Raw genomic sequence first — 23,537 nt, 5'->3', positions numbered from 1 at the left:
CATATTTATCTATATGAAGAATTATTTTTCTAGTATTAGGTAAGTATATAAGAGAATTAGTATAAGAATTTAGGAGGCGAATTAATATGGATAATGCGATGTTTTGTTACCAATGTGAACAAACTATGGGAGGAAAAGGCTGTACTAAAAGTGGGGTTTGTGGAAAAACTCCAGAAATAGCCAATCTACAAGACTTATTAATATATCAATTAAAAGGTATTTCTTGTTATGCTAAACCTTTAATTGAAAAAGGTGAAACAATGGATAAAGAAATTGTAGCCTTTATGGAAGATTGCTTGTTTACTACCTTAACAAATGTAAACTTTGATGCTCAGATTCATGTAGAGCTATTAAAGAAATCTCAAAAAATAAAAGAAAATTTAAGAGATCAAGCACCAGAAGGCCAGTATCCAGACTTTGCAACCTATAATTTAAGTGAAACAAAAGAGGAAATGCTTAAAGATGCAGTTAAAGCAGGTATAATGTACGATCAAGACTTAGATGCAGATGTTCGCTCCTTAAGGTCTACAATTCTTTATGGGTTAAAAGGAATTAGTGCTTATGGACATCAAGCAAGATTCTTAAATTATAATAATGACCAAGTAGATAATTTCTATTTCTTAGGCTTAGAAGCTACTACAAACGATAACTTATCTGTTGAAGAGTTAATACGTATGACTATGAGAACAGGGGATATGAGTGTATTAGTGATGAAAACACTTGATGATGCAAACACTACAGAGTTTAAGAATCCTTCACCTCATAAGGTTAATGTTAATATTAAAAAAGGTCCATTCATTATTATATCTGGTCACGATTTAAAAGATTTAGTAATGTTACTTGAGCAAACAGAAGGAACTGGAATTAATATTTATACCCATGGTGAAATGTTACCAGCTCACGGATATCCATCTCTTAAAAAATATAAACATTTAGTAGGAAACTTTGGATCAGCTTGGCAAAATCAACAAAAAGAGTTCGATGGAATTCCAGGATGTATATTAATGACTACTAACTGTTTAATGAGACCAAGAGAAACATATAAAGATAGAATCTTCACCACCAATGTTGTGGGTTGGGATGGAGTTAAAAACATAAAAGTTAAAGAAGATGGAACTAAGGACTTTAGCGAAATAATTAATAAAGCACTAGAACTTGGTGGCTTTAAAGAGGATGAAGAAGAAAAGGAAATTTTAGTAGGCTTTGGACATCATGCTACTTTATCTCATGCTGAAACTATAGTAAATGCAGTTAAAGAAGGAAAGATAAGACACTTCTTCTTAATTGGTGGTTGTGATGGGGCAAGACCAGGAAGAAACTATTACACTGAATTTGCTGAGAAAGTACCAGAGGATTGTGTGATTTTAACTTTGGCTTGTGGGAAATATAGATTTAACAAACTAGATTTTGGAACAGTAGCTGGGCTTCCTAGACTATTAGATGTAGGTCAATGTAATGATGCCTATTCAGCAGTGAGAATCGCAACAGCTCTTGCTGATGCTTTTGAAACAGATGTTAACTCATTACCACTTACTATAGTACTTTCTTGGTATGAGCAAAAGGCAGTGGCAGATCTTTTAGCACTATTATCTCTTGGAATTAAGAATATGTACTTAGGACCAAGTTTACCAGCCTTTATATCTCCAAATGTATTGCAATATCTAGTAGATACCTTTGGAATTATGCCAATAAGTACAGCTGACGAGGACTTAAAAAGTTCCCTTAGACAAAGAAATTAATAAGAGTTAAAGTTAATTAAGTAGAGGCAAGTGAACCCCGAACCAAGGAAAGTTAGCACATAGCCTTAATAAATTAGTTGAGTAATTTATTAAATGAACTGAGCCGGAATTCAGGCAAGACTAATATTTAATTAATATCAATAAAACCATAGATAAATAGAGGTGCTACAGCTCTATTTGCCTATGGTTTTTCTTTGTATGGGAATCAAAGTCAATACTTAACTAATGATGGGAACCTACATTGGTTCCTTAAGAATTTTTGAAGATGGATGAAGTTCATCATGAATGAAGTTCATCATGAATAAAATAAATACTAACCTTCAAATCCTATAGAGAAACCACTTCAACATTAAAATATCTTTCCAAGAAGTGTTATATCATGCAGAAAAAATATAAAAATATTACTTTATTAATTCTAAATCTTTTATAAAAATTGAGTGTGCGTCAAAGTCTACTAATCCATCTTGCCTCATTTTATTTAGTTCCCTAGAAAGAGAAGTTCGTTGTATCCCCAATCGTTCAGCTAACTCTTTTTTAGACATTTGAAGGGTTATCCTATAGTTGTTTTGTATGCGATACTCATAGTTAAGAAAATCAACTATGGATTCTCTTATTGATTTCAATGAAATGCTTTGAATTTTACTTGTTAGTATATTTGTTTTCACAGAAATACAGTTTAAAAATTGAAGTAAAAAATCCTTATTATCTTGGCAAAACTCAAGAATTAATTCTTTGCTAACTTGGAGTAAGATGGTATCCATTTTAGCAATTATACTCATAGGGTATACTGGGTGATTAGAAAATAAAAGGTTTTCTCCAAAGTTTTCTCCCTCAGAAAATTCCGCAATGGTGAGTACGTTTCCTTTCTCATCAATCTTTTGAACAGTAACTTCCCCTTCAATTATTACATCCACATACTTACAAACTTCACTTTCAAAATGAATCACTGAGTTTTTCCTATACTCACAAAAGATCAGTTCATTTCTATTGTAGTAATTTACAATGGTATCACTTGATATATTTTTAAATAACTTATTTATCTTTAATATATTTAGAAACTTATTTTTAATCATAGAATACCTCTTTTTTAAAATCAGTTACCATGGTAACTGATTTACTATTGTTAAAATTATAAAATAGTATCATAACATATTCAATAGGAGGTTTTATCAATGATGGAGAAAAATTATAAGTATATGGTAACAAATGAGAAGATAATTGAAAAAATAGTAGATGACGAAAATATTCACTTAAACCACATGGTACTTGTCAAAGGCACAGGACTACCTGAGCATTACTCAAACTCTAATGTTTATATGGTAATTGTAAGAGGTACTATGACAACTAAATTTAATGACGGAGAAGTTAATGAATATACTGTAGGAGATATTCTTAATATTCCCTTTAACACAAAAATGAATGTCAATAATTTTCATGAGGAAGTGCTAGAATTCTTTGTGTTTAAAACACCAAATCCTAAAGATTATAAAGGGGAATAAATATGGATGTTTTTACTATAGCTCTATGGATAACAACTATTATTCTCTTTATATATTCAATGAAGAAGAATAAGAGCAAAACTCTTCATTCTATGCAGATGGCAAAGGGCATGATGAAAAATATGATTGGCGAAATAGTAGCTATATTATTTCTCATAGGTTTATTACTCACCTTTATTCCACCAGAAACCATAAAGGGTGTATTAGGAAGTTCAAACACCTTTGTATCAACAGTTATAGCTGCTGTAGTTGGGGGGATAACCTTAATTCCACCCTTTGTGGCCTTCCCACTGGTAGGGTCCTTTGTGGATATGGGGGTAAGTATTATTCCTTCAGTAGCCTTTTTAACTACCTTAACCATGGTAGGAGTTGTGACTATTCCTTTAGAAAAACAAGAATTTGGGTTGAAGTTTGCAGTAACTAGAAATGTACTAAGTTTCATCTTTGCTATTCTAATTGCTCTTGTTATGGGGGTACTAATATGAAGATATTAAATCTTGTTAAAAATAATAAACTATTAGCTTTAGTAGCAATCATATACCTAGGGCTTTTTATAACAGCTCCTAATTATGCAAAAACGGCTATGGGAAACAGTATGTATTATGTTAAAGAAATGTTATCCATTATGCCAGTAATCTTTATTCTTACCGCAGTTATTGAAGCTCTTATTCCAAAGGAGGTTATACTAAAAAATTTTGGAGACAATTCTGGTTTTAAAGGTGGTTTATTTTCTTTATTGCTAGGTAGCATTTCCGCAGGGCCAATTTATGCTGCTTTTCCAATCTGTAAAATGTTACTAAGTAAAGGCGCTAGTGTTGGAAATATCTTTATTATTTTAAGTTCTTGGGCTGTTATAAAAGTACCTATGTTAGCAAATGAAGCAAAATTTTTAGGTGCTAAATTTATGGGCATAAGATGGGTACTTACTGTAATCTCAATATTCATTATGGCTTACATCACTTCAAAGATAATAAATAAACAGGATATTCCTCTAGAAAATTCAATAAACAATAATGAGGGAGAATGCTTAAGTATAAAAACTCATTATTGTGTTGGCTGTGGATTATGTGAAAGGTTTTCACCAAATCACTTTGAAATTGTAGATAAAAAAGCTAAATTAAAATATATTAAAGTCAAAGAAGATGAGTTGGAAGAGTTGCGAAAAGTTATTGATAAATGCCCAGTAAAAGCTATTAGTTTTATATGAAGCTAAGTATATATTACCACAGTGATATTGTGGAATCTATTAGACAGATTACTGGAGCAATTTAGTAAAGAATAAATAAGACCTATTTCATTTTGAAGAACTATATGGATAAAAGCTAATATAATGTAATTAAAGGTAGGTAATTAAACTTAGAATTATCCTAACATATAATGAAGAAGTTTATTAGGCAGATATAAGCTTGTATTAAGCACTTAATCTATAGGAGGGGAGCAAATGAAAGGGGAAAGGTTTAGCAATGGCAGGGAGGCAAATACAACTACTAAGGATGGCAAAGAGCTTGAAGAAGTAAATTTTAAAGAGCTCTTTTTAAATGAAGAATATGATGCTTATTTTGTGGAGTTCACAGGAGATATTCAGGAAAGATTGAAAAATATTGATTATGCTAAGATGTATTATACAGAAAAGTTTTTTGGAACTCTTTTTGTTAAACAAGGTATGCTTAATACTTTATTACAAAGTGTTCCTGAAATAACAATCTTGCACAAAAATTTTCCCTATACACTAACACCAACAGTATTAGAAGAAGGAACCTCCAGTCCTAAGGGTATAGAAAAGGGGAACGTACCCTACAATGGAGAGGGTGTAGTGGTGGGAATCATAAGTACAGGTATAGATTATCTCAACCCAAGGTTCATGAAGGAAGATGGAACCACCAGAATAATAAGTATTTGGGATCAAACAATTGATATGGGAAAAAGACATCATAGTATTATTTATGGAAAAGAATTTACAAGGTTGGATATAGATGAAGCTATAAAGCTTAATGGTCTTGGACAAAATCCTTATGATAAAGTGGAGCATAGGGATGAAACAGGATATGGTACAGCAATGGCAGGTATTATTGGGGGGAGAAAATTAAACCAAACTGAAGCTTTTTCAAGTGTAGCACCCAATTGCGACTTTGCTATAGTAAAATTAAAAAAGGCAAAAAGAAATATATTAGCGGTAAATGCCATAGATGAGTCTGAAGCTGGAGTTTATGAAGGAATAGATATAGCTGAAGCAATGGATTATCTTTCAACTTTACAACAAGTATTAAATAAACCTATGGTAGTTTATATTCCACTAGGGAGTAATCTTGGGGGACATGATGGAGGTACAGTACTTGAGAGATATATGGATTTTCTTACTGAAAGGAGAGGTTTTGTTACAGTAGCAACTGTAGGAGTTCAAGGTACAGGAGATACCCACACTAGCGGTAATCTTTTCGAAACTGGAGGGCAAGACACCATAGATATAAATATAGCTGAGGGAGAAAGAAATATTATAATATCCTTATATACAATTCAACCAGATAAAGTTTCAGTTGGAATAATAGCTCCAGATGGAAGTACAGTAGAAAAAATTGAAACACCTGCTAATCAAGGAGGAAGCATTACTTTTAACCTTAGTTCCTCAACTATAACCATTCAAAACTATTCAGAAGAGAAGGTAGTTCCTGATAATAATTTGGAATTTTTAATTAGGGGATTAACACCAGGCGTATGGAAAATAACTCTTAAGGCTGATCAACTTCTTAATGGTAGATATGATGCCTGGATGACTCAAAAGAACCTTTTGCAGAAGGAAACTAGGTTTTTAAGACCAGATCCCTTTATTACTGTAGTTACACCTTCTACCGCTAGAAATATGATAAGTACTGGTTTTTATAATCAAGATACAGGAGAGTTAATAGAAGAATCAGGAAAAGGCTTCACCAGAGATGGGCGAATAAAACCAGATGTAATTACTGCATCCTATAGAATTCTTACTACAGGCCTTGAAAATAAGCTTATAGTAGGATGTGGATCAGGTGTAGCAGGGGCTATATTGGCTGGCACAGTAGCTTTAATGCTTCAGTGGGGGATAGTGGATGGTAATAATCCAAACCTTTATGCTCAAAGCATCAGAAATTATATCATAGGTGCAACTTCGAAGGATGAAGGAGTAAGTTATCCTAATCCTGAAAGCGGATATGGAAAGTTAAACATACCTAAGATATTTGAAAATCTAAAAAAAATTAAGTTTAATATACCTAATAAAAACAAAGTAGTTGCTTGCGGTAAGGAAGCTTCCTGTGAAAAAGCTATAGATAATTCTAGTAAGGAGTCAGACACGGGGGTGTTTGTTAGTATACCCAAGGAAATACTGAAAAGAATAAATTATAGGTAGAGGTATTTTAAAAACACTGGGTTTAAAAAGAATTCTCAAAGGGGGAGAGCTTTACTAAAATCTAGTGTTTTTAAATTTTGCATTTTACTGATCCTCCAGTAACCATATATATATATATATTTATTAAAAAAGCCTTAAGAGAATTAAGCGAGGAGTAAAGTGTAGGGTACATAACTTTGGAGGCCTAAAGAAAAATCACTTTAGCATTTTAACTAGTGTTTCTAAGAAATAGCTTCCTTATATTGGACAAAGTTAGTATAATTCTAATAAATATGTCTAAAGAGAAGGATTTATATTACATAAAATCTTCATATTACTTTATTATAATGAAAGTAAAATTAGTTGAATTTTTAACTATAAAGTTAATACAGGCTTTGGTGGTGAAAATTTAACTAATTCAAGATGAACTTCATTGATCTTAAATAAGCTCTAAGATTATTTAATAAGAGTTTCACTATAGAAATACATAATATAAATTTCATCGAAGTAGGAGGTAAGTTATAGGGATGTTTTCATTTTTAAAGAAAAATAAAGAATTAGAACAAGAGATAAGATCTAATTTTAATGTGGTAGTATCTCCAACTGTCCTTGAGGATATTACAAAGCTTTTAAAAAAGCTAAACAAAACTGCTGTAAGATTTGTAGTAGCAGGTATGTGTTGAAGTGGTAGCAAGTTTGCAGTTGTTCTGGATGAACAAAAAGAAAATGATTTAGTTGTAGAAACACAAGGGGTGAAATTTGTTGTTAATAGCAATTATAAAAGCCTTCTTGGAACCTTGGAGGTAACAAAAGACAATAATCAACTTACTGCTAAAAGAGTTGATTAAAGCTAAAGTAACCCTATTAACTATAGGGTTACTAGGTGGAAATCTTATTATATTCATGATTAATGAAATTCATCACCTAAGAGTTTTAAGGGAACAAAAGTAGGGAGAAAATACAAGTGACCTTAGTTTCCTATAGACACTATTTTAACATCTTTTTTTCTTACGGGTTTCCTTGTTGTCATACCAAGTTGAATAAGATAAATAGAGTTTTTCAACTATAACTATCACAAAAATTTCTACAATCATATTTATAAAAAATAAATTTATTATTTTATTCTTCAGTTCATTTGCACTTTTAGCTTCTTTCTCTAAAAATATGGTCCACCCCGTATCAGGTATCTCATAATAGGAGCCATAGACTTCTTGATTACGATAATTGAAATAGGTGATTTCAGCATTATAATCAATACTTAGCTTCATTTTTTCCATGTTAACTTTAGTTTTTCCAACAGCATCACTGATATATTTAGAAGGAGTTAACATAACACCTTCTTCATCAACAATAAAAGCTTCCATATCCTCATCTAGCCTATCTCCATTTAAGAATACTTTCACGTTATCTCGAAGTAATCTAAGGACCAGAACTCCTCTTATATTTTTATTATCATCATAAATAGGTGCCGCAATATCTATAAAATGGTTGTTTCCATCTTTGATCATATCTGAGGCCCCAACAACACCTTGTTGGGCAAGTCTTACAGCCTCTCCGTTAACTAATTCTTTAAAATTATCTGTATATCCATAGACAATTGTATTCTTATCATCTATCACTATTAAACTATTGAAAACTTCACTATCAGACAATATAAGGGTTGAAAGCTCTGTTATTCCATGGAAATCAAGATTTTTCATTGCATCACTTCTAGTATAAAGCTTTAAATCATGGAGTAAGTTTGAATTCAAATAATTAACATAGTTTGCTTGCTGACTTGTGCGTAAGGATAAATTTCTTACTGCTGAAGCCACCATGGGTCCATTACTAATAATATAAATTATTGTAAATAATAATATATTTGTTAAGGTTACCACAGTAAATAACAAAGTATTTTTCTTGAATTTTCTCTTAAAGAACTTTTTAAAACATGTCATTTAATTCACCTCCTCATTAACTTTGAGGATTATTGTTTTTATTAATTTTATCAATCATTTTATTAATATCTTCCAAAGGTACTTCACCTTTTTTAAACTTCACTAATATTTCTTCCATGGAAGTACCTTCTACTTCGATGCCGAACTTATTTTTAAAAAGTAGCTGTAACAAAACTATCCCAGTTCCCTGAAGTACAACTATTATTTGGGGTAAGGTCTTTTTAGCCACAGAGTTTATTACTGTTGGGGATTCGTCAGCCTCTATAATTAAAGTACACCCATCAAAGTTAAGCGGAAAATATCTTCCATAAACTTTTTCACCTCTATAGTCTTTATAAGGGATGTCCTTTGCATAATCAATGTTAAGTTTAACTCTCTTAATATCGATTTTTTCTTTTGCAATTACATCCTGTGAAAATCTAGAAGAGGTTATAAAAACACCATTTTTATCGACTACATAAGCTTCAACTCCGTCTTTATCTCTTATACTGGCAGTAATTTCATCTATTTCTTGGGTACTTATCTCAAAGAACATTATCCCTACAGTGTTACTTCCATTTTCTATGGGAATAAATACATCTAAATGATACTTATCTGTACTTTTACTTAAATTGATAGATTGCATGCCATTTGCTACCACATTATCTATAATGGAGTAAATAGTTTTTTGTTTTTCCTGTGGCAAATAGCCATAAACAATTTCTCTACTTGTGGATATTACAGCCATATTTACATATCTTTCATTATTAGCATTAACGAAGGTTAAAAATTTGCTTATTTTATCTTTATCCAGTTCCTTTAGTCCATCAAAACTGGAATATATTTTCAATTCATAAAAAAGTCTATTTATAAAATCCTTCTCAATAGTATCTTTTAGTTTTTTACCATCTGTATATAAACTGTTAATAATATTATTTTTACTTAAACTTATATCCCTATAATATTGTATTGTATAACCAATAATAGAAATTGAAAGGGTAACCACTAAAGTCATTACTGTCTTCTTTAAAAATAAGGAAATCTCTTTCTTCTTTTTCACTGGATTCACCTCTAAGCTTTCTTAATATATTCTATTCCTAGCACAGAAAAAGGGACAACTAATTCAAAAATGTATAGATTTATTATCTAGGGGAAACTGAAGACCACACTTAACTTATAAATTACTCCTATTTTCCATAGGATATTTAGTAATGATTTAAATACATATCACTTTGGAAGTTAAAAAAATGCAATTTCACTTTGGAAGCTCCTAATTTGAATAGTATATTTTTATATACTACAATACAAAATAGTGCGTACTTGCTATTAATTAAGGTAATATTTATAATTATTTTATATAAGCTCTGCTAAGGTGAGTTCAGTAACAAAGGGTTATTAGCCCTTAGAGGTGAACTCTAATAGTGGGATAGTTCTATTGAAATTTAGAAAATAAATGATAATTGTGAAAGAATAACAAAAAAGGGTGGGATACAAATGGTAAAAGTCGTTGCGAAAAATTTTATTCAAGAGGATAAAATTAATGAGGCTATTGAATTATACAAAGAGCTAGTAGAAAAAACTAGAAAAGAAGAAGGTTGTATTAAGTATGAATTGTGTCAAGATACACAAAACCCTACAATTCTTACAATGATTGAAGAGTGGGAAGATAGAGATTTTTTAGAGAAGCACTTTAAAACAGAACATTTTACAAGAATTGTGCCTAGGATAGGAAAGCTTTTGGCGAGAGATAAAGAAGTTAATATCTATAATAAAATAATATAATAAGGCACAAAAAGATTTAAACAGCTTACTTATTCTTTGTAATAAGTAAGCTGTTTTTTGTTAATTTCATATGAGTCCTTTAGTTATCTAAAAAATGTGAAGTACCTAAAACTCAAAATTCTTTTGAATTACATTATTAATTCGTAAGTACCAGGTTTATAATTATTCTTTAGAGTGGGTCCTTGTGTTTTAGTCCAATATGGAATCTAGATACAAAACGGGACTTGGGTATATCAAAATTTAGTTTAATACTTAATTGTAAAGGTAGCTTGCCTTAAAGTTCACTATGAAATAATCCAGCTCCTTCAATGATTTCTTGCTCTGAAAACAAAGTAAACACAGCTGCTTTATAATCATTCAAGTTTTGAGACTTCTTAATTTTCTTACCATACTTCTTGTTATCAGAAAATATGTAAATCAAATAACTCCATAGTTCTTTCATCCTAAGGATGGCAATATTATCATCCTTAAACAATGCTACGTAACTATTTAAAACCTCATCATGAAAGTCTTTTAATACTTTTTTGTCTAATTTAGTGTTGGTTTTTATTAAATCAATTAATCCAGGATTAGCTAGGATACCTCTTCCTAACATTACTGTATTTAATTCAGGAAAAGCACTTGTTAATTTATCATAGTCATCAGCAGTAAAAATATCACCGTTATAACATATGGGGTTAGTACTTAAAGCTAAGGCATCTTTAAAGACTTCTAAATTAGGTTTGTTTCCATAAAAATCTTGTCGGGTTCTAGGATGGATAATTAATTCTTCCATAGGATATTTGTTATAAATTTTTATAAGTTCATAAAATTCCTCAGGACTATCTTTTCCTATTCTAGTTTTTATAGAAATCTTCATATCCTCCATTTTAAATATTTCCTCTAAAAACATATCAAGCTCTTCTGGCTTTGCTAGAAACCCTGAACCTCTATTTTTGGCAACTACTGTGCCAGAAGGACAACCTAAATTTAAATTAACTTCACTATAACCTAACTCCTTTAATTTTCTAGCAGTAGTAATAAAACCTTCCGAATTATTGGTTAGTATTTGAGGTACTATGTTAATCTCTTTATTATTTTCAGGTAATATATCCCTTAATTCTCTAGTTTTAAGATTCTTACTAGTATTAGGTACAATAAAAGGCGTAAAGTATTTATCAATATTGTTAAAAATCTTTTTGTAAGAATTTCTATATATGAAGCCTGTAATTCCTTCCAAGGGTGCTAAATAAAATCGCATATAATAACTCCTTTATAAATATTCTAAACACATTATATCAGCCTTCAAAAAAAATAGAAACCACTATATAATTATCTAAAATTCATATAGTGGTTTTGTTTAGTTAAAATAATTAGTATTATTTTTAATGGTTATGACATTCGTGGTCGTGGGCATGACAAGAGTCTCCTGAATCTACAACAGCACCTTGAAGCCAGTTAGAAGCTACAGCCTTTACATCTCCTGAGCAGCCACGTAATACCTGAATTCCTACATTATTAAGTACTCTTACAGCTCCGTCTCCCATGTTTCCCGCAAGCATAACCTTAACTCCCATATCAACAAGAACTGAAGCGATATTTGACTTACAGCCACAGCCTGCTGGAGAAGCTACTTGTTCAGAAGAAAGGATTTCTTTAGTATTAGTGTCAACGGTAAAAACTGTGAAATACTCACAATGTCCAAAGTGACTATCAATAGAATTATTACGAGATGGTAATGCAATTTTCATAATATAACCTCCAATAAAATTAATAAACCAAAATACAAAAAAAGTTATTGGCATATGCCTAATATAATTATAATAAACCTCTTTTAAAAGTATGTCAAATATGCAATTATTTTTTTATTTATAGATAATCAGGGTAGTAGATATAAAATAATATATCCATTATCTATTATGAAGAGGAAGATAGAAGAAAACTTAGTAGTAGACGTACAAATATATTTAGTTTGGTAGTATAATAAAGATAAATTTTAAAAATGACTTTGAACTATAGAAATAGGGTTCTAAGGTGAAAGAATATTTTATTCTTCACAATAAAGCATTGAAGTTAGTAATATAGGTAACGTATAAATCAATGCCCTACAGTATTCATATAGTCATTAAGAAAATGTTGGGAGGATAATAATGGCAAGACCAGTGAAGTTTAGAAGAGTAGAGTTTTTCCCAGAAAGTAACTACTTTGTACCTTTTGGAAAACCAAAATGTGAAATTGAAGAAGTTATGCTAAAAGTTGAAGAATTAGAAGCTATGAGGCTTAAGGATATAGAAGAATTAAACCAAGAAGAGTGCGCAGAAAGAATGCAAGTATCACGACAAACCTTTCAAAATATAATTGATAGTGCCAGAAAAAAGGTAGCTATAGCCTTAACAGAAGGAAAAGCTATAAGAATTGAAGGCGGAAACTACACTACAAATCACTGTAAGTTTAAGTGCATGGATTGTGGTGAGGTATATGATATTAACTTTCAGCAAGACAAGGAACTTTGCCCCAAATGTAGTTCAACTGAAGTATTATGTAGTAAAAAAGCAGAGTTTTGTGGGCAGTGGTGTCATAAAAAGGGCAAGTAACTTTTAACTTAGGTTTTCAAATGACTAGTATCCAAAGATGGATTTTAGGATCATTCTTTATAGAGTTTTCAGGTGAGTTTTTTCGGAAAAACTCTGAAAGTGGCTTAAACACTATATCTTCTTAAGAAGATAAGAATAAAAAAATAGATATAGATATCAATACTTATTTATATCTATATCTATTTGTACCAACGCATATTTATATCAATATAAGGTGATATAAATATGTGTTTTTTATGATTATAAGATTATATTTTAAAGGTTGAAACTAATTCGCTTAGTTTTTCTGCCATTGCAGCTTGATGTTGAGCGGCCACAGAAACTTGATTCATGCCCATAGCAGTCTCGTTAACTCCATCTTTTATACCTTCAGAACTCTCACTAGTATTTTGAGCTTGTAAGGCCATGTCTTGTATAGCACCATTAACTTGATCAACAGTTGCTGTGATTTCTTCAGACATGGAAGCTATGTTTTCTGAAATCTTAGCGTAGAAATCTGCGCTATCATAATAGTCCTTGCTCACTTCAAGGAACTTTTTAAATTGCTCTGAAATATCTTTATTTAAAAAGCCTAAGATTTCATTACTGTTTTCTTTTAAATCAGAAAAGGCTTCTCTTACTTCAGTTATTGTTTCCTGAATTTTAACTACAGCTTGAGAGGATTGTTCTGCAAGCTTTCTAACTTCTTCAGCCACCACTGCAAAGCCTCTTCCTTGCTCCCCAGCCCTTGCTGCTTCAATAGCTGCATTTAGTGCAAGAAGATTAGTTTGTTCTGAAATGCTAGAAATTGCATCTGCCATCATCTTTATGTTTTCTACCACTTCAGCTTTTTTAAGAGCTTCACGAATGTTTTTTTCCTTTTCTAATTGAATTGCTTGCATTTTTTCAAAGGCATCATTGCTTTCTTTTTTCACTGTAGTAGCATTACGTTTAATACTATCTGCCTTATTACTTCCTTCTAGTGCTTGAGAGGAAAGTTCTTGAATACTTGCATCCACCTCTTCTGTAGAAGCTGCGATTTCTTCAGCTCCAGCACTAGCATCTTGTGCTGAGGAGGCAATTTGTTCTGTGGTTATATTTATTTCCTCAAGTTTTGCGGTAATCTCTTCTACTGTCGCGGAGAGTTCTTCACTTTCGGAGCTTAAATCATTAACAGAAGCTTGAACTTCACCTATAAGGGAACCAATTTGACTTTGGGCTTCATTAAGAGCCGCTGCAATTTGCCCAAGCTCATCTTTTCTTGCTAGGTCAATAGGAGTTGTAAAGTCAGAGTTTTTAAGTCTGTTTGCAAAGTCTTTTATAGTCAGTAGGGGCTTTACAATACTGGTTGAAACAATACGTGACATAACAACTCCTATAATTGTTGAAAGTAGTATTAAAATTATGTAAAATCTCGTAAGTGCTTTGGCACCTTCATCATTGTGAATTTTTACTTTTTCAGCATCACTTATGTTATAATCTGCTAAATCTTTTAAGTTCTTTTGAAAGGCATCAAGGTGAATTTGAGTGGAAGCGAACTTCGTAGCTGATTCACTTTGTTTTCCCTCTAAAGCTAGTTTTATAACTTCATCTCTACCTTCTCTATACTTTTTTAAGTTTTCCTCAAGTACTGGAATTAAATCAGTTTCGAATTTATCTAGATCTAGTTTTTTGTATTTACTAAAATTATCATCGAAACTTTTACTTCTTTTTTCTATATCATTTACTTTTTCTTGCTGCTTATCTTTATTACCAACATTTAAAATTGTGGCATAAATATCAGCTTCAATGGCTCTGGCCTGGTTTCTATTATCATTAAGATATTGCACAGGTAATAGATTATTATCATACAGGGAAGCTAAGTCACTATTGGTATCCTGAATATTTAGGAAGCCTACGCCAGCAACCACTAAAATTATAATTAGGGCTGTTACTGATAATGTTAATATTTTGAGACGCATTCTTAAATTTTTAATCATTTAATCCCTTCTTTCTTAAAATCTTGCTTATGAATAATATAAATTATGATTAAGTCACAATAAAACACACCTAAATTCCACTATGTAATTTGAAGGGCCTTTATTAATGTAAGTAGCACAAATAATTTTCGGTGGCTTTTAAGAAAGCATTTTTGTGAGATAATCAAATTATAATATCGATTAAATTTATAAAATCTTTATAATATAATATTAAGTTATTAAGGAATATACAAGGAATATTAAGCCCTAATATTGCATTATTCATCTCTAGGATTCATAGTGACAATGGCCAAGGTAAGAAAATTATATAAAAAACTGTAACACTTGTCCATGTTTATGAATAGGATATAATACAGAAAATAATACGAGGTGATTTAAATGTTTGAGGATTATATAACTCCTAACACTTATAATAAGAATTGTAATAAGAATCATGAAGATAAATATCCACAAAATAATTGCCCACAATTACCAGGGACAATATTAAGAATTAATATTCCAGCAGGAACTACAATTAACTTATTAAATCTTTTAGAAGTAACATCCCCAGGTGGAATATGTCTAATAGTAAGAATTCCTTTATTAGGTGGAAATAATGGTTTAAATTTAGCGGGCATAGTAAGTGCTATTAAACAAGCAGGCGGGTCAGTAGAATTTCAGTAGGAAGTAATTAATTATAATAAAAGGATTACCAAGTTTATGGTAATCCTTTTTGTGTTTCTAAGAAGGTTTCTGAAGTTGAAGTGGTTTCCATATACTATGGGGCCTTAGTGTTTAAATAATTCATAATGTCGGTAAATAAAGTTTTACCGACAGGTGCTGCTGTTTGTGCAGCATAGTATTTTGATGGATCAGGTTCATTTATAGTTATTAGCATTGTTATTTTAGGATTATCCACAGGAGCCATGCCAGCGAAAGAGGTTATATACTTTTCGGATTCATACTGACCTGTAGATGAATTGGATTTTTGAGCTGTACCGGTCTTTCCACCAATACGAAGCCCTTCAACAAAAGCAGGTTTTCCTACTCCATCAGTTACAACTTTTTCAAGGGCGAATCTTAATTTAGTGGAGGTATTATCGCTTATAACCTTTTTTTCATTAGACTGATCAAATTTCTTATCTATCACTTTTGTGTCGCCTTCATAATGTACAACATCTTTCATTATATGAGGAGTTATCAAGGTCCCACCATTTGCAATGGCATTAAAAGCGGCTAAATATTGAACTTGAGTAACAGCTACTCCTTGTCCGAAAGACATGGTAGCAAGTTCCACAGGTCCTATAGAACTACTTTGCGAAAGAATTCCAGTAGATTCACCAGGTAAGTCAATGCCTGTCTTTACACCAAACCCCATTTTTTTTACAAAGTCTAGCAATTTTTCTTTACCTATTTTTTCACCAAGCTCCATAAAGCCAACATTACAGGAATTCTTTAAAATATCAACCAGGTTTTCTTCACCATGTCCATTTCTTTGCCAGCAATATATTGTTTTGTCTCCAACTTTAAGACTTCCATTACAAGTAAATCTATAATTTTCATCAACTAAGTTGTTTTCTAATGCGGCAGCAGCAGTTATTGCTTTAAAGATGGAGCCAGGTTCAAAGGCACTTTGTATTGCATTGTTTTTCCAAGCATTTTGAATTTCCTCTGAAGTAGTGCCAACCTCCCAAGGGGAATTTAAATTATAATCTGGTTTATTTGTCATGGCTAGCACTTCTCCATTGTTAGGGTCCATTATTGTTATAGAAACTGATTTAGCTTTATTATCCTTAAGTGCTTTTTCAGCAGCTTTTTCAGCCATTAGTTGTATGTTTTGATCAATTGTCAGAATAATATCCTCACCATGAATTGCATTTACATTAAAAGAATCATAGGGCAGTTGATTTCCAGCAATATCTGCCTCAAAGCCCTTAAGGCCTGAGATGCCCTCAAGTTCTTTACCATAGTTAAATTCAACCCCAGTAATACCCTTCCCATCATAATCAGTATGACCTATAACTTGAGATAATAAATTATTGTTGGGGTAGTATCTTTCAAGTTCTGGAGATATTATGATGCCTCTTAAATCAAGTGATTTAATTTCATCAGCATGGGATTTTTCTACACTTCGTTTTAAAATTGCCGAGGTAATAGGGTCACCGTTATCAAGTTTTTTATCAAATATTCCACTAATATCTTCTGGTTTCATACCTAAGATGTTTGAAAGTGTTGAAGCTAATTCACTTATTGTAATGTTCTTATCTTTAAGAGTCTGATTTAAGGTAACAAGATCTAGATCTATTCTGTATTCATCAACTGTTACTGCAAGTTTGTTACCATTTCTATCCAAGATATTACCCCTTCGAGGAGATATCTTCATTTGGTTTGTCCACTGTGATTGTGCCATAGCTTTATAGGTTTTAGATTTATTTATCATTATATAAAATAATCTAGACAAAAGTATAGTAAAAATAAGAGTGAGTAGGCAAAAGACAGAAATTAGTCTAAGCTTACCTTGTGATGTAATTTTCCGAGCCTTTTTCAAATGATTCACCCTCCAATATCTAAATTTATATGTATTTACATTTTATTATATCGTTTAAATAAAATATTCTTAATACATATCTTAATAATATTCTTAAGATAAGATAAATGCTAGAAAAAATTAAGAATGCTAATTTGTTTTTTCAATTAGGAGGACCTTCTGTTAGCTTCATATGTGGAGCTATCAACAAGATATAGGTAAAATTAATGAGTAACTAATAAATTTCATAGTAACTTGTTCATGGATAGTAACAAAGGTTATAATTTATGTATCAGGAGTATTGGAGGAATGTCAGATGTATAAGCCAAAATTAGAAAAAGAAATTAGATGTCCTTTAGAGTATGGATTGGATATATTTGGCGGCAAGTGGAATTCACGTATTATATGTGTGCTAGCTGAAAAACAAATTTTGCGCTATAGCGAAATTCGCAATGAAATGACAGATATAACAGATGCAGTATTAGCAGCCACTTTAAAGAAGTTAATTTCAGATAACATAGTAAGAAGGGAACAATATGATGAAATTCCTCCTAAGGTAGAGTATTCATTAACGAAGAAAGGGAAATCTGTTGTGCCAATTTTACAAAGTATTTGTAAATGGTCTGGAGCTTATCATAAAAATGACAGTGAGCATATAATGACTCAATGCCAGAAGTGTGATTATAACAATGAATAACACTACCTATAATAGTTTTAACAATAAATTTTCAGCCTTGGAAATAATAACTTTACATAAATTTCATCTTTTAAATAGGTAAAATACTAATGGTGTTCTGTGGATAAAAGAGTTAGTAGCTTAGTTAAAAATATAGCTCAATAATGACTTTAGAAATTTAAAGGAGGACTACTGTGGACATTATCAAACTAATATTAATATTCTCTTGTATAGTTATAGTAATAAAGCTAAAAAAACCTCTATATATATCAATATCTGCTGGTATATTAGGTACAATTTTCTTATATGGAATAAATCCGTTACAAGCTATTAAACTGATGAAACATGGAGCTTTTAGCTTAGATACAATTAATCTGGTTTTGGCCTTTTATACAATTACCTTTCTTCAAAGAATGATGGAAAAAAGAAATCATTTATTGCTAGCAGAAAAATCCTTAAGCAATTTATTTAACAACAGACGAATAAATGCAATGGTTGCTCCATTTATAATTGGCTTATTACCATCTGCTGGTGCAGTGCTAATAGCTTCTCCTATAGTTGACAATGCTGGTGGAGACTATATAAGCAAGGAGGAAAAAACTTTTATTACTAGCTATTTTAGGCATATTTCAGAAGCCTTTTTACCCACCTATTCCACCATATTATTAGCATTAAATCTTTCGGGCGTAGATATGACAGCTTTCGTAATAGCAATGCTACCTATGGTGGTTGTATTATTTTTATTAGGGTATTTTATGTATGTTAAAAAAATTCCCAAAGATATTGAACTGAAAGAATCAACTAACAAAGGTAAAGATATGAAAAACCTAATAATTAGCTTATGGCCAATTGTGCTCACCATTGCAATTATCTTAGTGTTTAAAACTCCTGTTCATTATGCAGTTGTACCTATTATAATACTTTCATTTCTTCTAAATAAATTTAGCTTTGAAGAGATAAAGCCAATATTTGAGTCGGCAATAGAATGTAAACTAATATTAACTACTATTGTAATAATGATGTTTAAAGAAATTTTGACATTTACAGGAGTTATTCAAAGATTACCTGGGTACTTTTCATCACTACCAATTCCACCAGTAATTATTTTTATGCTTTTATTTTTCTTTGGCACTTTAGTGGCAGGTGGTCAAGGTATGATAGCTATTGCTGTACCTTTAGCATATGCTACTATCCCAAATGGTGGACTAGCATTAATGATACTAATCATGTGTACAACCTATATTGCTATGCAGATTTCACCGACTCACATTTGTTTAGCAATAGTAGTAGAGCACTATGGCACCTCATTTATAGATTTAATAAAAAAGACTATACCAATATTACTGACCTTCATTGTGATTAGCTCTATTTATAGTTACTTATTATATCTAGTTCTATAAATTTTTATGGAAAGAGGTAAGTTAAGAGGAGTCTCACACCTTCTGGATTGCATATAGACCTAGGGGGAAAATTATTAGATAACTTTCTTAACAAAGTTATCTAATAATACCGATGTCTAGTGAACTTCTTGTTAAAGTAGAAAGAAATTTTAAAGTGAAACCCATTAGATTATAAAATTCATCAGGTTATCCTAAATTTATTAGGGTAACCTTTTTTTATAATAATTACTTCATTAAGCTTCTTTAAAAGTCAATAATTTTCGTCATATCAGAGTAATATATGTATAACTAAGGCAAAGTAATGAGGTTAGAATTTGATGCAAAAACAACGGAATTAAACTTAGAAAAGGTAAAAGAAAAAGATAGAAAACTGGTGAACTAAATCCAAAATAAAATTATTATGGATAAAAACGTGAGATTAAAATAACATAAATAACATAAACAAAATATAATTCACAGTTGAATGTCGAAATGTGGTGAAAAAATATCAAAAACATGTCGAAATAAAATAAAAATGGTATAAAGTTAAAGAATAAAATAACGAAAATATAAATAAAGGTAAAATTAATAAATAATTTTTAATAATTTTGAATTTAATTTAATTTTATTAAGAAATCAAAAGGAGGTATAGTTTTACATGAGTAAAATAAAGGTAGGTTTTAATTTTAAAAGTATCAAAACAAAGTTATTAGTAAGTTTATTAAGTATATGCATTATTCCACTGGTTGTTCTTGGAGCAGTAGCTTATTTTGAGTCCAAGTCAATAATAGTTGAAAAATTAGAGACTTCAAGTGCACAACTATTAAAGGAAGCAAATAGGGGAATTGATAAAGAGCTAATCTCCATGGGGAATAATGTGACCATGCTTGCAAATAACTATAATTTTATTAACATACATAGCAATCCTGAGTTTTCACCCTATCTAATGGATAGTCTTAAAGGTATGCAAGAGACTAACTCAAATATAGAATCAATATACATGGGGACAGTTGGGAAAAGTTTTTATTTATACCCTGCTGACGATATGGGGTCTGACTATGATCCAACTTCAAGACCTTGGTATAAGGATGCAGCTCAAAATAAGGGAAAAGTTGTGTTTAGCGACCCTTATACAGATGCAACCACTGGAAAAACTACAGTATCCATTTCAAAGGCAGTAGAAAAAAATGGAGAAGTAGTTGGTGTAGTTGCTATGGATATAAACTTCACTACACTAGCAAAAAGCATAGCAGAAATTAAGGTTGGAGAAGAAGGTTATGCCATACTTCTTGATAAAAATGGGTTGCTTTTAACTCATCCCGATGAAAAGTTAATTGGTACTGATACCTTTTCTAAGCTTCAAATTTGGAACACAGTTGCGGAAAAGAAAGAAGGCTTTAACACCTACGAAGAGGGTGGAGAAGATAAATTTGCTGTATATACAAATAGCCCTGTTACAGGATGGACTGTACTAGGAACTATGGATGCCCATGAATTAAATAAGGATGCAAAAACAATCTTAATGACTATTATAATAGTACTAATAATTACTACTATTATAGCAATAGGTATATCAATTCTAGTAACCAGATCAATAACTGTAAGTTTAAATAAGATAAAAGATGTTATGACTAAAGCTTCCAAGGGGGATTTAACAGAAGTTGTTCAGGTTAAATCAAAGGATGAAATTGGAGTTTTAGCAAAAAACTTTAATCTTATGATAGAAAATATATCACAGATCTTAAGGAATGTTGAAAAATCCTCACAAACAGTTGTGGATACTGCAACTAACTTATCTGCAATGACAGAAGAAACTACAGCTTCTGTGGCAGAAGTATCAAGAGCAATAGAGGAAATATCTCATGGATCAGTTCAGCAGGCTTCAAGCACACAGGATGCATCGGATGAAATGGACAAGTTAGTAGATGGAATAGGTAGCATTGAAACCTCAACTAAGGAAATAGATGAAGTATCTTTAAATACTAAAGATTTAAGCAATAAGGGTTTAAAAATGGTTAAACTACTTATGGATAAATCTGAAGAAACTAAAGAAACAACTCAGTCTGTAGCTGAAATAGTTGAAGATATGAGCAAAAGTACTGAAGAGATTAGTAAAATTTCACAAACTATTACACAAATAACTGAACAGACAAACCTATTATCTCTTAATGCTTCTATTGAGGCTGCAAGAGCAGGAGAAGCTGGTAGAGGCTTTGCTATAGTTGCTGATGAAATAAGAAAGCTAGCAGAGCAATCAAAGAACTCTACAGAAGAAATAAAGAGAATTGTTGAAGCTATTCAAAATAAGTCAAGCATCGCAGTAGAAGCTATGGGACTAGCTCAAAATATTGTTATAGAACAGGATAAAACAGTAGAAGATACAAATGTAATATTCAATGATATTTATGGTTCTATAAGCAAGTTAATTGAAAAAGTTGAAAACATAAAAGAAAAAGTTTTAAATATTAACACTGAAAAAGAAGAAGTCGTAAGTCAAATACAAAATATCTCCTCTGTAGCAGAAGAAACAGCTGCTTCTTCAGAAGAAGTATCAGCATCAACTGAAGAAATAAATGCCACTATGGAAGAATTTAATAACTATGTTATGGGACTTCAAAACTTATCAGAAACTTTAAATGAGGAACTAAGTAAGTTTAAAACAAGATAGAATAAGAAGGTTATTTTCTTTAATAATGCATCCCCTTTATAATATATTGATATAAAATAAGCTTTTGTAGGCTTTTATGGATTCTTATATATTTAATGGTAAGTGGGTTCTTGTAATAAAGTGATGTTTATATGAAACCAAAAAACCTATGCTATAATTTCGATTTAGCATAGGTTTTGAATTTAATTTGTTATTGGTAAATAATACAAGGAAGTTGCAGAAAGGGTATATATCCTATTTATGTAGCTTTTATATAAAAAGCTATATGGTAATTAGAAATGCAGGATATACTGTTTTACTTAGTATGAATCTTGTGCTTCTTTGAAATTACAAAGTTCCATATCAATGAAATAATAAACATGAGAAGAAATATATATCCAATAGGTATTAATGCGAAGGGTTCAACTAATGTACCATCTGGTAATACTTCTGCCCCAATAATATTATAGGCAACAAAACAAATTATAGCTGCCAATGCTGACACCAACATGGAACCTTTTGCAAATGATGATTTCTTATCCTTTTCCCATTTTGTTGAAATATTCTTCATTAATTTTACCTCCACATCTGAAATAGTTGGATTCTCTAAATTTATTTTAAGCTTTTCAAATTCATCCATGCATTGTGGACATTCAGCTAAATGTTCTTCTATCAAGGAAGAGCTTTCTTTACTGCAAACTTTATCGTAATACAATGGTAATAAATCTTTAATGACCTCACATGATAACTTCATATCAACTTCTCCTTTAATTTTGTTCTTGCACGATGATAAGTGACTCTTGCCCAACTCTCTGTTTTCCCAAATAATTCAGCAATTTTTAAAAACGATAAATCTCCAAGAAAACGCAAAGTAAACACTTCTTTATATGGTTCTTCTAAATTATGGATTAATTTATGAATTTCAAATGCATTTTCATCGCCAATAAATATTTTTTCAAGATCAGTATCAAAAACCTGATTTAGTTCCTCAACACTTTCACAACTAGTTTTTTCTTTCTTTAAATATGAGAAATATGAGTTTTTAGCAATTTGACAAAGCCAAACACTAATCTTACAATCACCCTTGAAACTATTAAAACTTTTTAACGCTTTGAAAAATGTTTCTTGAGTTATTTCTTCTGCAATACTTTCATTTTTTGAAAGACACAATACATATCTATATACATCCTTAAAATATCTGGAGTATATTTCTTCAAATTCCGTCACAATTTCACCGCCTTTCATATATAAGACTATCATAATAGCATTTTGTTACAACCTTTCATAAAAATATTGAAAAATTTTTTTATGGGCAGTTTTTGTACTAAAATATAAAAAATACCGTAAAATTCATTTGAATATAGAGTTTGACATAAATATGAATATATTCTATAATTTAACTAAAATAAATAATATAATCATGTAACTGGCGGAAATGGAGTTTACCATAGGGAGCATGATTTAGAAAAATATCGACCGCCTGGGTAAATATAATTTTATCCAG

The 23,537-nt window shown here is 31.0% G+C and carries 21 protein-coding genes and 1 riboswitch; of the genes, 12 read left to right on the top strand and 9 right to left on the bottom strand.

The genetic code is table 11. The features are described 5' to 3' along the window. Positions 1–86: 86 nt before the first annotated feature. Positions 87–1,739: a hydroxylamine reductase gene (gene hcp / locus C661_RS0105875; RefSeq protein ID WP_017414385.1), complete on the top strand. Its 1,653-nt coding sequence runs from the start codon at positions 87–89 to the stop codon at positions 1,737–1,739. A 401-nt stretch (positions 1,740–2,140) separates the two neighbouring features. Here hcp and C661_RS0105870 read toward each other — a convergent pair whose 3' ends face one another. After that, positions 2,141–2,812: a Crp/Fnr family transcriptional regulator gene (locus tag C661_RS0105870; protein ID WP_017414384.1), complete on the bottom strand. Its 672-nt coding sequence runs from the start codon at positions 2,810–2,812 to the stop codon at positions 2,141–2,143. A gap of 99 nt (positions 2,813–2,911) precedes the next feature. Between C661_RS0105870 and C661_RS0105865 the strand changes: the two genes are divergently transcribed. The 5 genes from C661_RS0105865 (at position 2,912) to C661_RS23585 (ending at position 7,279) form a co-directional block, all read left to right on the top strand. Continuing rightward, positions 2,912–3,238 (top strand): cupin domain-containing protein, encoded by a 327-nt coding sequence (locus C661_RS0105865; protein WP_017414383.1) that lies wholly within the window; start codon positions 2,912–2,914, stop codon positions 3,236–3,238. A 2-nt stretch (positions 3,239–3,240) separates the two neighbouring features. Next, positions 3,241–3,723, top strand: coding sequence for a permease (locus C661_RS0105860; RefSeq protein ID WP_017414382.1), 483 nt, complete (start codon positions 3,241–3,243; stop codon positions 3,721–3,723). Continuing rightward, positions 3,720–4,445: a permease gene (locus tag C661_RS0105855; RefSeq protein WP_017414381.1), complete on the top strand. Its 726-nt coding sequence runs from the start codon at positions 3,720–3,722 to the stop codon at positions 4,443–4,445. Before C661_RS0105860 ends, C661_RS0105855 begins: the two co-directional genes overlap by 4 nt. A 234-nt stretch (positions 4,446–4,679) precedes the next feature. Next, complete coding sequence (locus tag C661_RS21430; RefSeq protein WP_017414380.1) at positions 4,680–6,617, top strand: S8 family peptidase; 1,938 nt, start codon at positions 4,680–4,682, stop codon at positions 6,615–6,617. A 506-nt stretch (positions 6,618–7,123) separates the two neighbouring features. Then, complete coding sequence (locus C661_RS23585; protein WP_017414378.1) at positions 7,124–7,279, top strand: hypothetical protein; 156 nt, start codon at positions 7,124–7,126, stop codon at positions 7,277–7,279. Positions 7,280–7,588: 309 nt separating this feature from the next. On the opposite strand, the gene C661_RS0105835 is transcribed toward C661_RS23585, so the two are convergent. Together C661_RS0105835 and C661_RS0105830 are read right to left on the bottom strand one after the other, a co-directional pair. Further along, a complete protein-coding gene (locus C661_RS0105835; protein WP_017414377.1) occupies positions 7,589–8,533 on the bottom strand; it encodes a cache domain-containing protein in 945 nt (314 codons plus the stop codon). 16 nt (positions 8,534–8,549) lie between these two features. Beyond that, entirely contained in the window at positions 8,550–9,572 is a 1,023-nt protein-coding gene (locus C661_RS0105830) for a cache domain-containing protein (RefSeq protein ID WP_017414376.1), read from the bottom strand. A gap of 434 nt (positions 9,573–10,006) precedes the next feature. On the opposite strand from C661_RS0105830, the gene C661_RS0105825 reads away from it, so the two are divergent. Then, a complete protein-coding gene (locus C661_RS0105825) occupies positions 10,007–10,294 on the top strand; it encodes a putative quinol monooxygenase (protein ID WP_017414375.1) in 288 nt (95 codons plus the stop codon). A gap of 274 nt (positions 10,295–10,568) precedes the next feature. Here the strand turns inward: C661_RS0105825 and C661_RS0105820 are convergent, their stop codons facing one another. After that, the gene (locus tag C661_RS0105820; RefSeq protein ID WP_017414374.1) at positions 10,569–11,534 is read right to left on the bottom strand and encodes a tRNA dihydrouridine synthase; all 966 of its coding nucleotides are present in this window, start codon (positions 11,532–11,534) and stop codon (positions 10,569–10,571) included. 124 nt (positions 11,535–11,658) lie between these two features. Further along, positions 11,659–12,024 (bottom strand): NifB/NifX family molybdenum-iron cluster-binding protein, encoded by a 366-nt coding sequence (locus C661_RS0105815; RefSeq protein WP_017414373.1) that lies wholly within the window; start codon positions 12,022–12,024, stop codon positions 11,659–11,661. A 399-nt stretch (positions 12,025–12,423) separates the two neighbouring features. Between C661_RS0105815 and C661_RS0105810 the strand changes: the two genes are divergently transcribed. After that, positions 12,424–12,867, top strand: a complete 444-nt coding sequence (locus C661_RS0105810) for a DUF134 domain-containing protein (RefSeq protein ID WP_017414372.1) — start codon at positions 12,424–12,426, stop codon at positions 12,865–12,867. A gap of 248 nt (positions 12,868–13,115) precedes the next feature. Here the strand turns inward: C661_RS0105810 and C661_RS0105805 are convergent, their stop codons facing one another. Further along, a complete protein-coding gene (locus C661_RS0105805) occupies positions 13,116–14,825 on the bottom strand; it encodes a methyl-accepting chemotaxis protein (RefSeq protein WP_017414371.1) in 1,710 nt (569 codons plus the stop codon). A 378-nt stretch (positions 14,826–15,203) separates the two neighbouring features. Here C661_RS0105805 and C661_RS0105800 point away from each other — a divergent pair, with 378 nt between their 5' ends. Next, complete coding sequence (locus tag C661_RS0105800) at positions 15,204–15,488, top strand: hypothetical protein (RefSeq protein WP_017414370.1); 285 nt, start codon at positions 15,204–15,206, stop codon at positions 15,486–15,488. A 94-nt stretch (positions 15,489–15,582) separates the two neighbouring features. Here the strand turns inward: C661_RS0105800 and C661_RS0105795 are convergent, their stop codons facing one another. Next, positions 15,583–17,352, bottom strand: a complete 1,770-nt coding sequence (locus C661_RS0105795; protein ID WP_050551819.1) for a stage V sporulation protein D — start codon at positions 17,350–17,352, stop codon at positions 15,583–15,585. A gap of 295 nt (positions 17,353–17,647) precedes the next feature. Between C661_RS0105795 and C661_RS0105790 the strand changes: the two genes are divergently transcribed. The 3 genes from C661_RS0105790 (at position 17,648) to C661_RS0105780 (ending at position 22,054) form a co-directional block, all read left to right on the top strand. Next, positions 17,648–18,028, top strand: coding sequence for a winged helix-turn-helix transcriptional regulator (locus C661_RS0105790; RefSeq protein WP_017414368.1), 381 nt, complete (start codon positions 17,648–17,650; stop codon positions 18,026–18,028). 173 nt (positions 18,029–18,201) lie between these two features. After that, positions 18,202–19,407: a DUF401 family protein gene (locus C661_RS0105785; protein WP_017414367.1), complete on the top strand. Its 1,206-nt coding sequence runs from the start codon at positions 18,202–18,204 to the stop codon at positions 19,405–19,407. Between the two features lie 637 nt (positions 19,408–20,044). Next, positions 20,045–22,054, top strand: a complete 2,010-nt coding sequence (locus C661_RS0105780; protein ID WP_017414366.1) for a methyl-accepting chemotaxis protein — start codon at positions 20,045–20,047, stop codon at positions 22,052–22,054. Positions 22,055–22,349: 295 nt separating this feature from the next. On the opposite strand, the gene C661_RS0105775 is transcribed toward C661_RS0105780, so the two are convergent. Both C661_RS0105775 and C661_RS0105770 read right to left on the bottom strand, forming a co-directional pair. Continuing rightward, positions 22,350–22,787, bottom strand: coding sequence for a DUF3955 domain-containing protein (locus C661_RS0105775; protein ID WP_017414365.1), 438 nt, complete (start codon positions 22,785–22,787; stop codon positions 22,350–22,352). Next, positions 22,784–23,260 (bottom strand): RNA polymerase sigma factor, encoded by a 477-nt coding sequence (locus tag C661_RS0105770; RefSeq protein ID WP_017414364.1) that lies wholly within the window; start codon positions 23,258–23,260, stop codon positions 22,784–22,786. Before C661_RS0105770 ends, C661_RS0105775 begins: the two co-directional genes overlap by 4 nt. A 185-nt stretch (positions 23,261–23,445) precedes the next feature. Further along, a riboswitch (ZMP/ZTP riboswitch) is annotated at positions 23,446–23,526 on the top strand. Positions 23,527–23,537: the final 11 nt, after the last annotated feature.

The organism is Clostridium tunisiense TJ (assembly GCF_000300195.1).
GTDB lineage: Bacteria > Bacillota > Clostridia > Clostridiales > Clostridiaceae > Clostridium_J > Clostridium_J tunisiense.
Note: the sequence above shows the minus strand (reverse complement) of the source record. Positions and strands in the feature narration are given on the sequence as shown.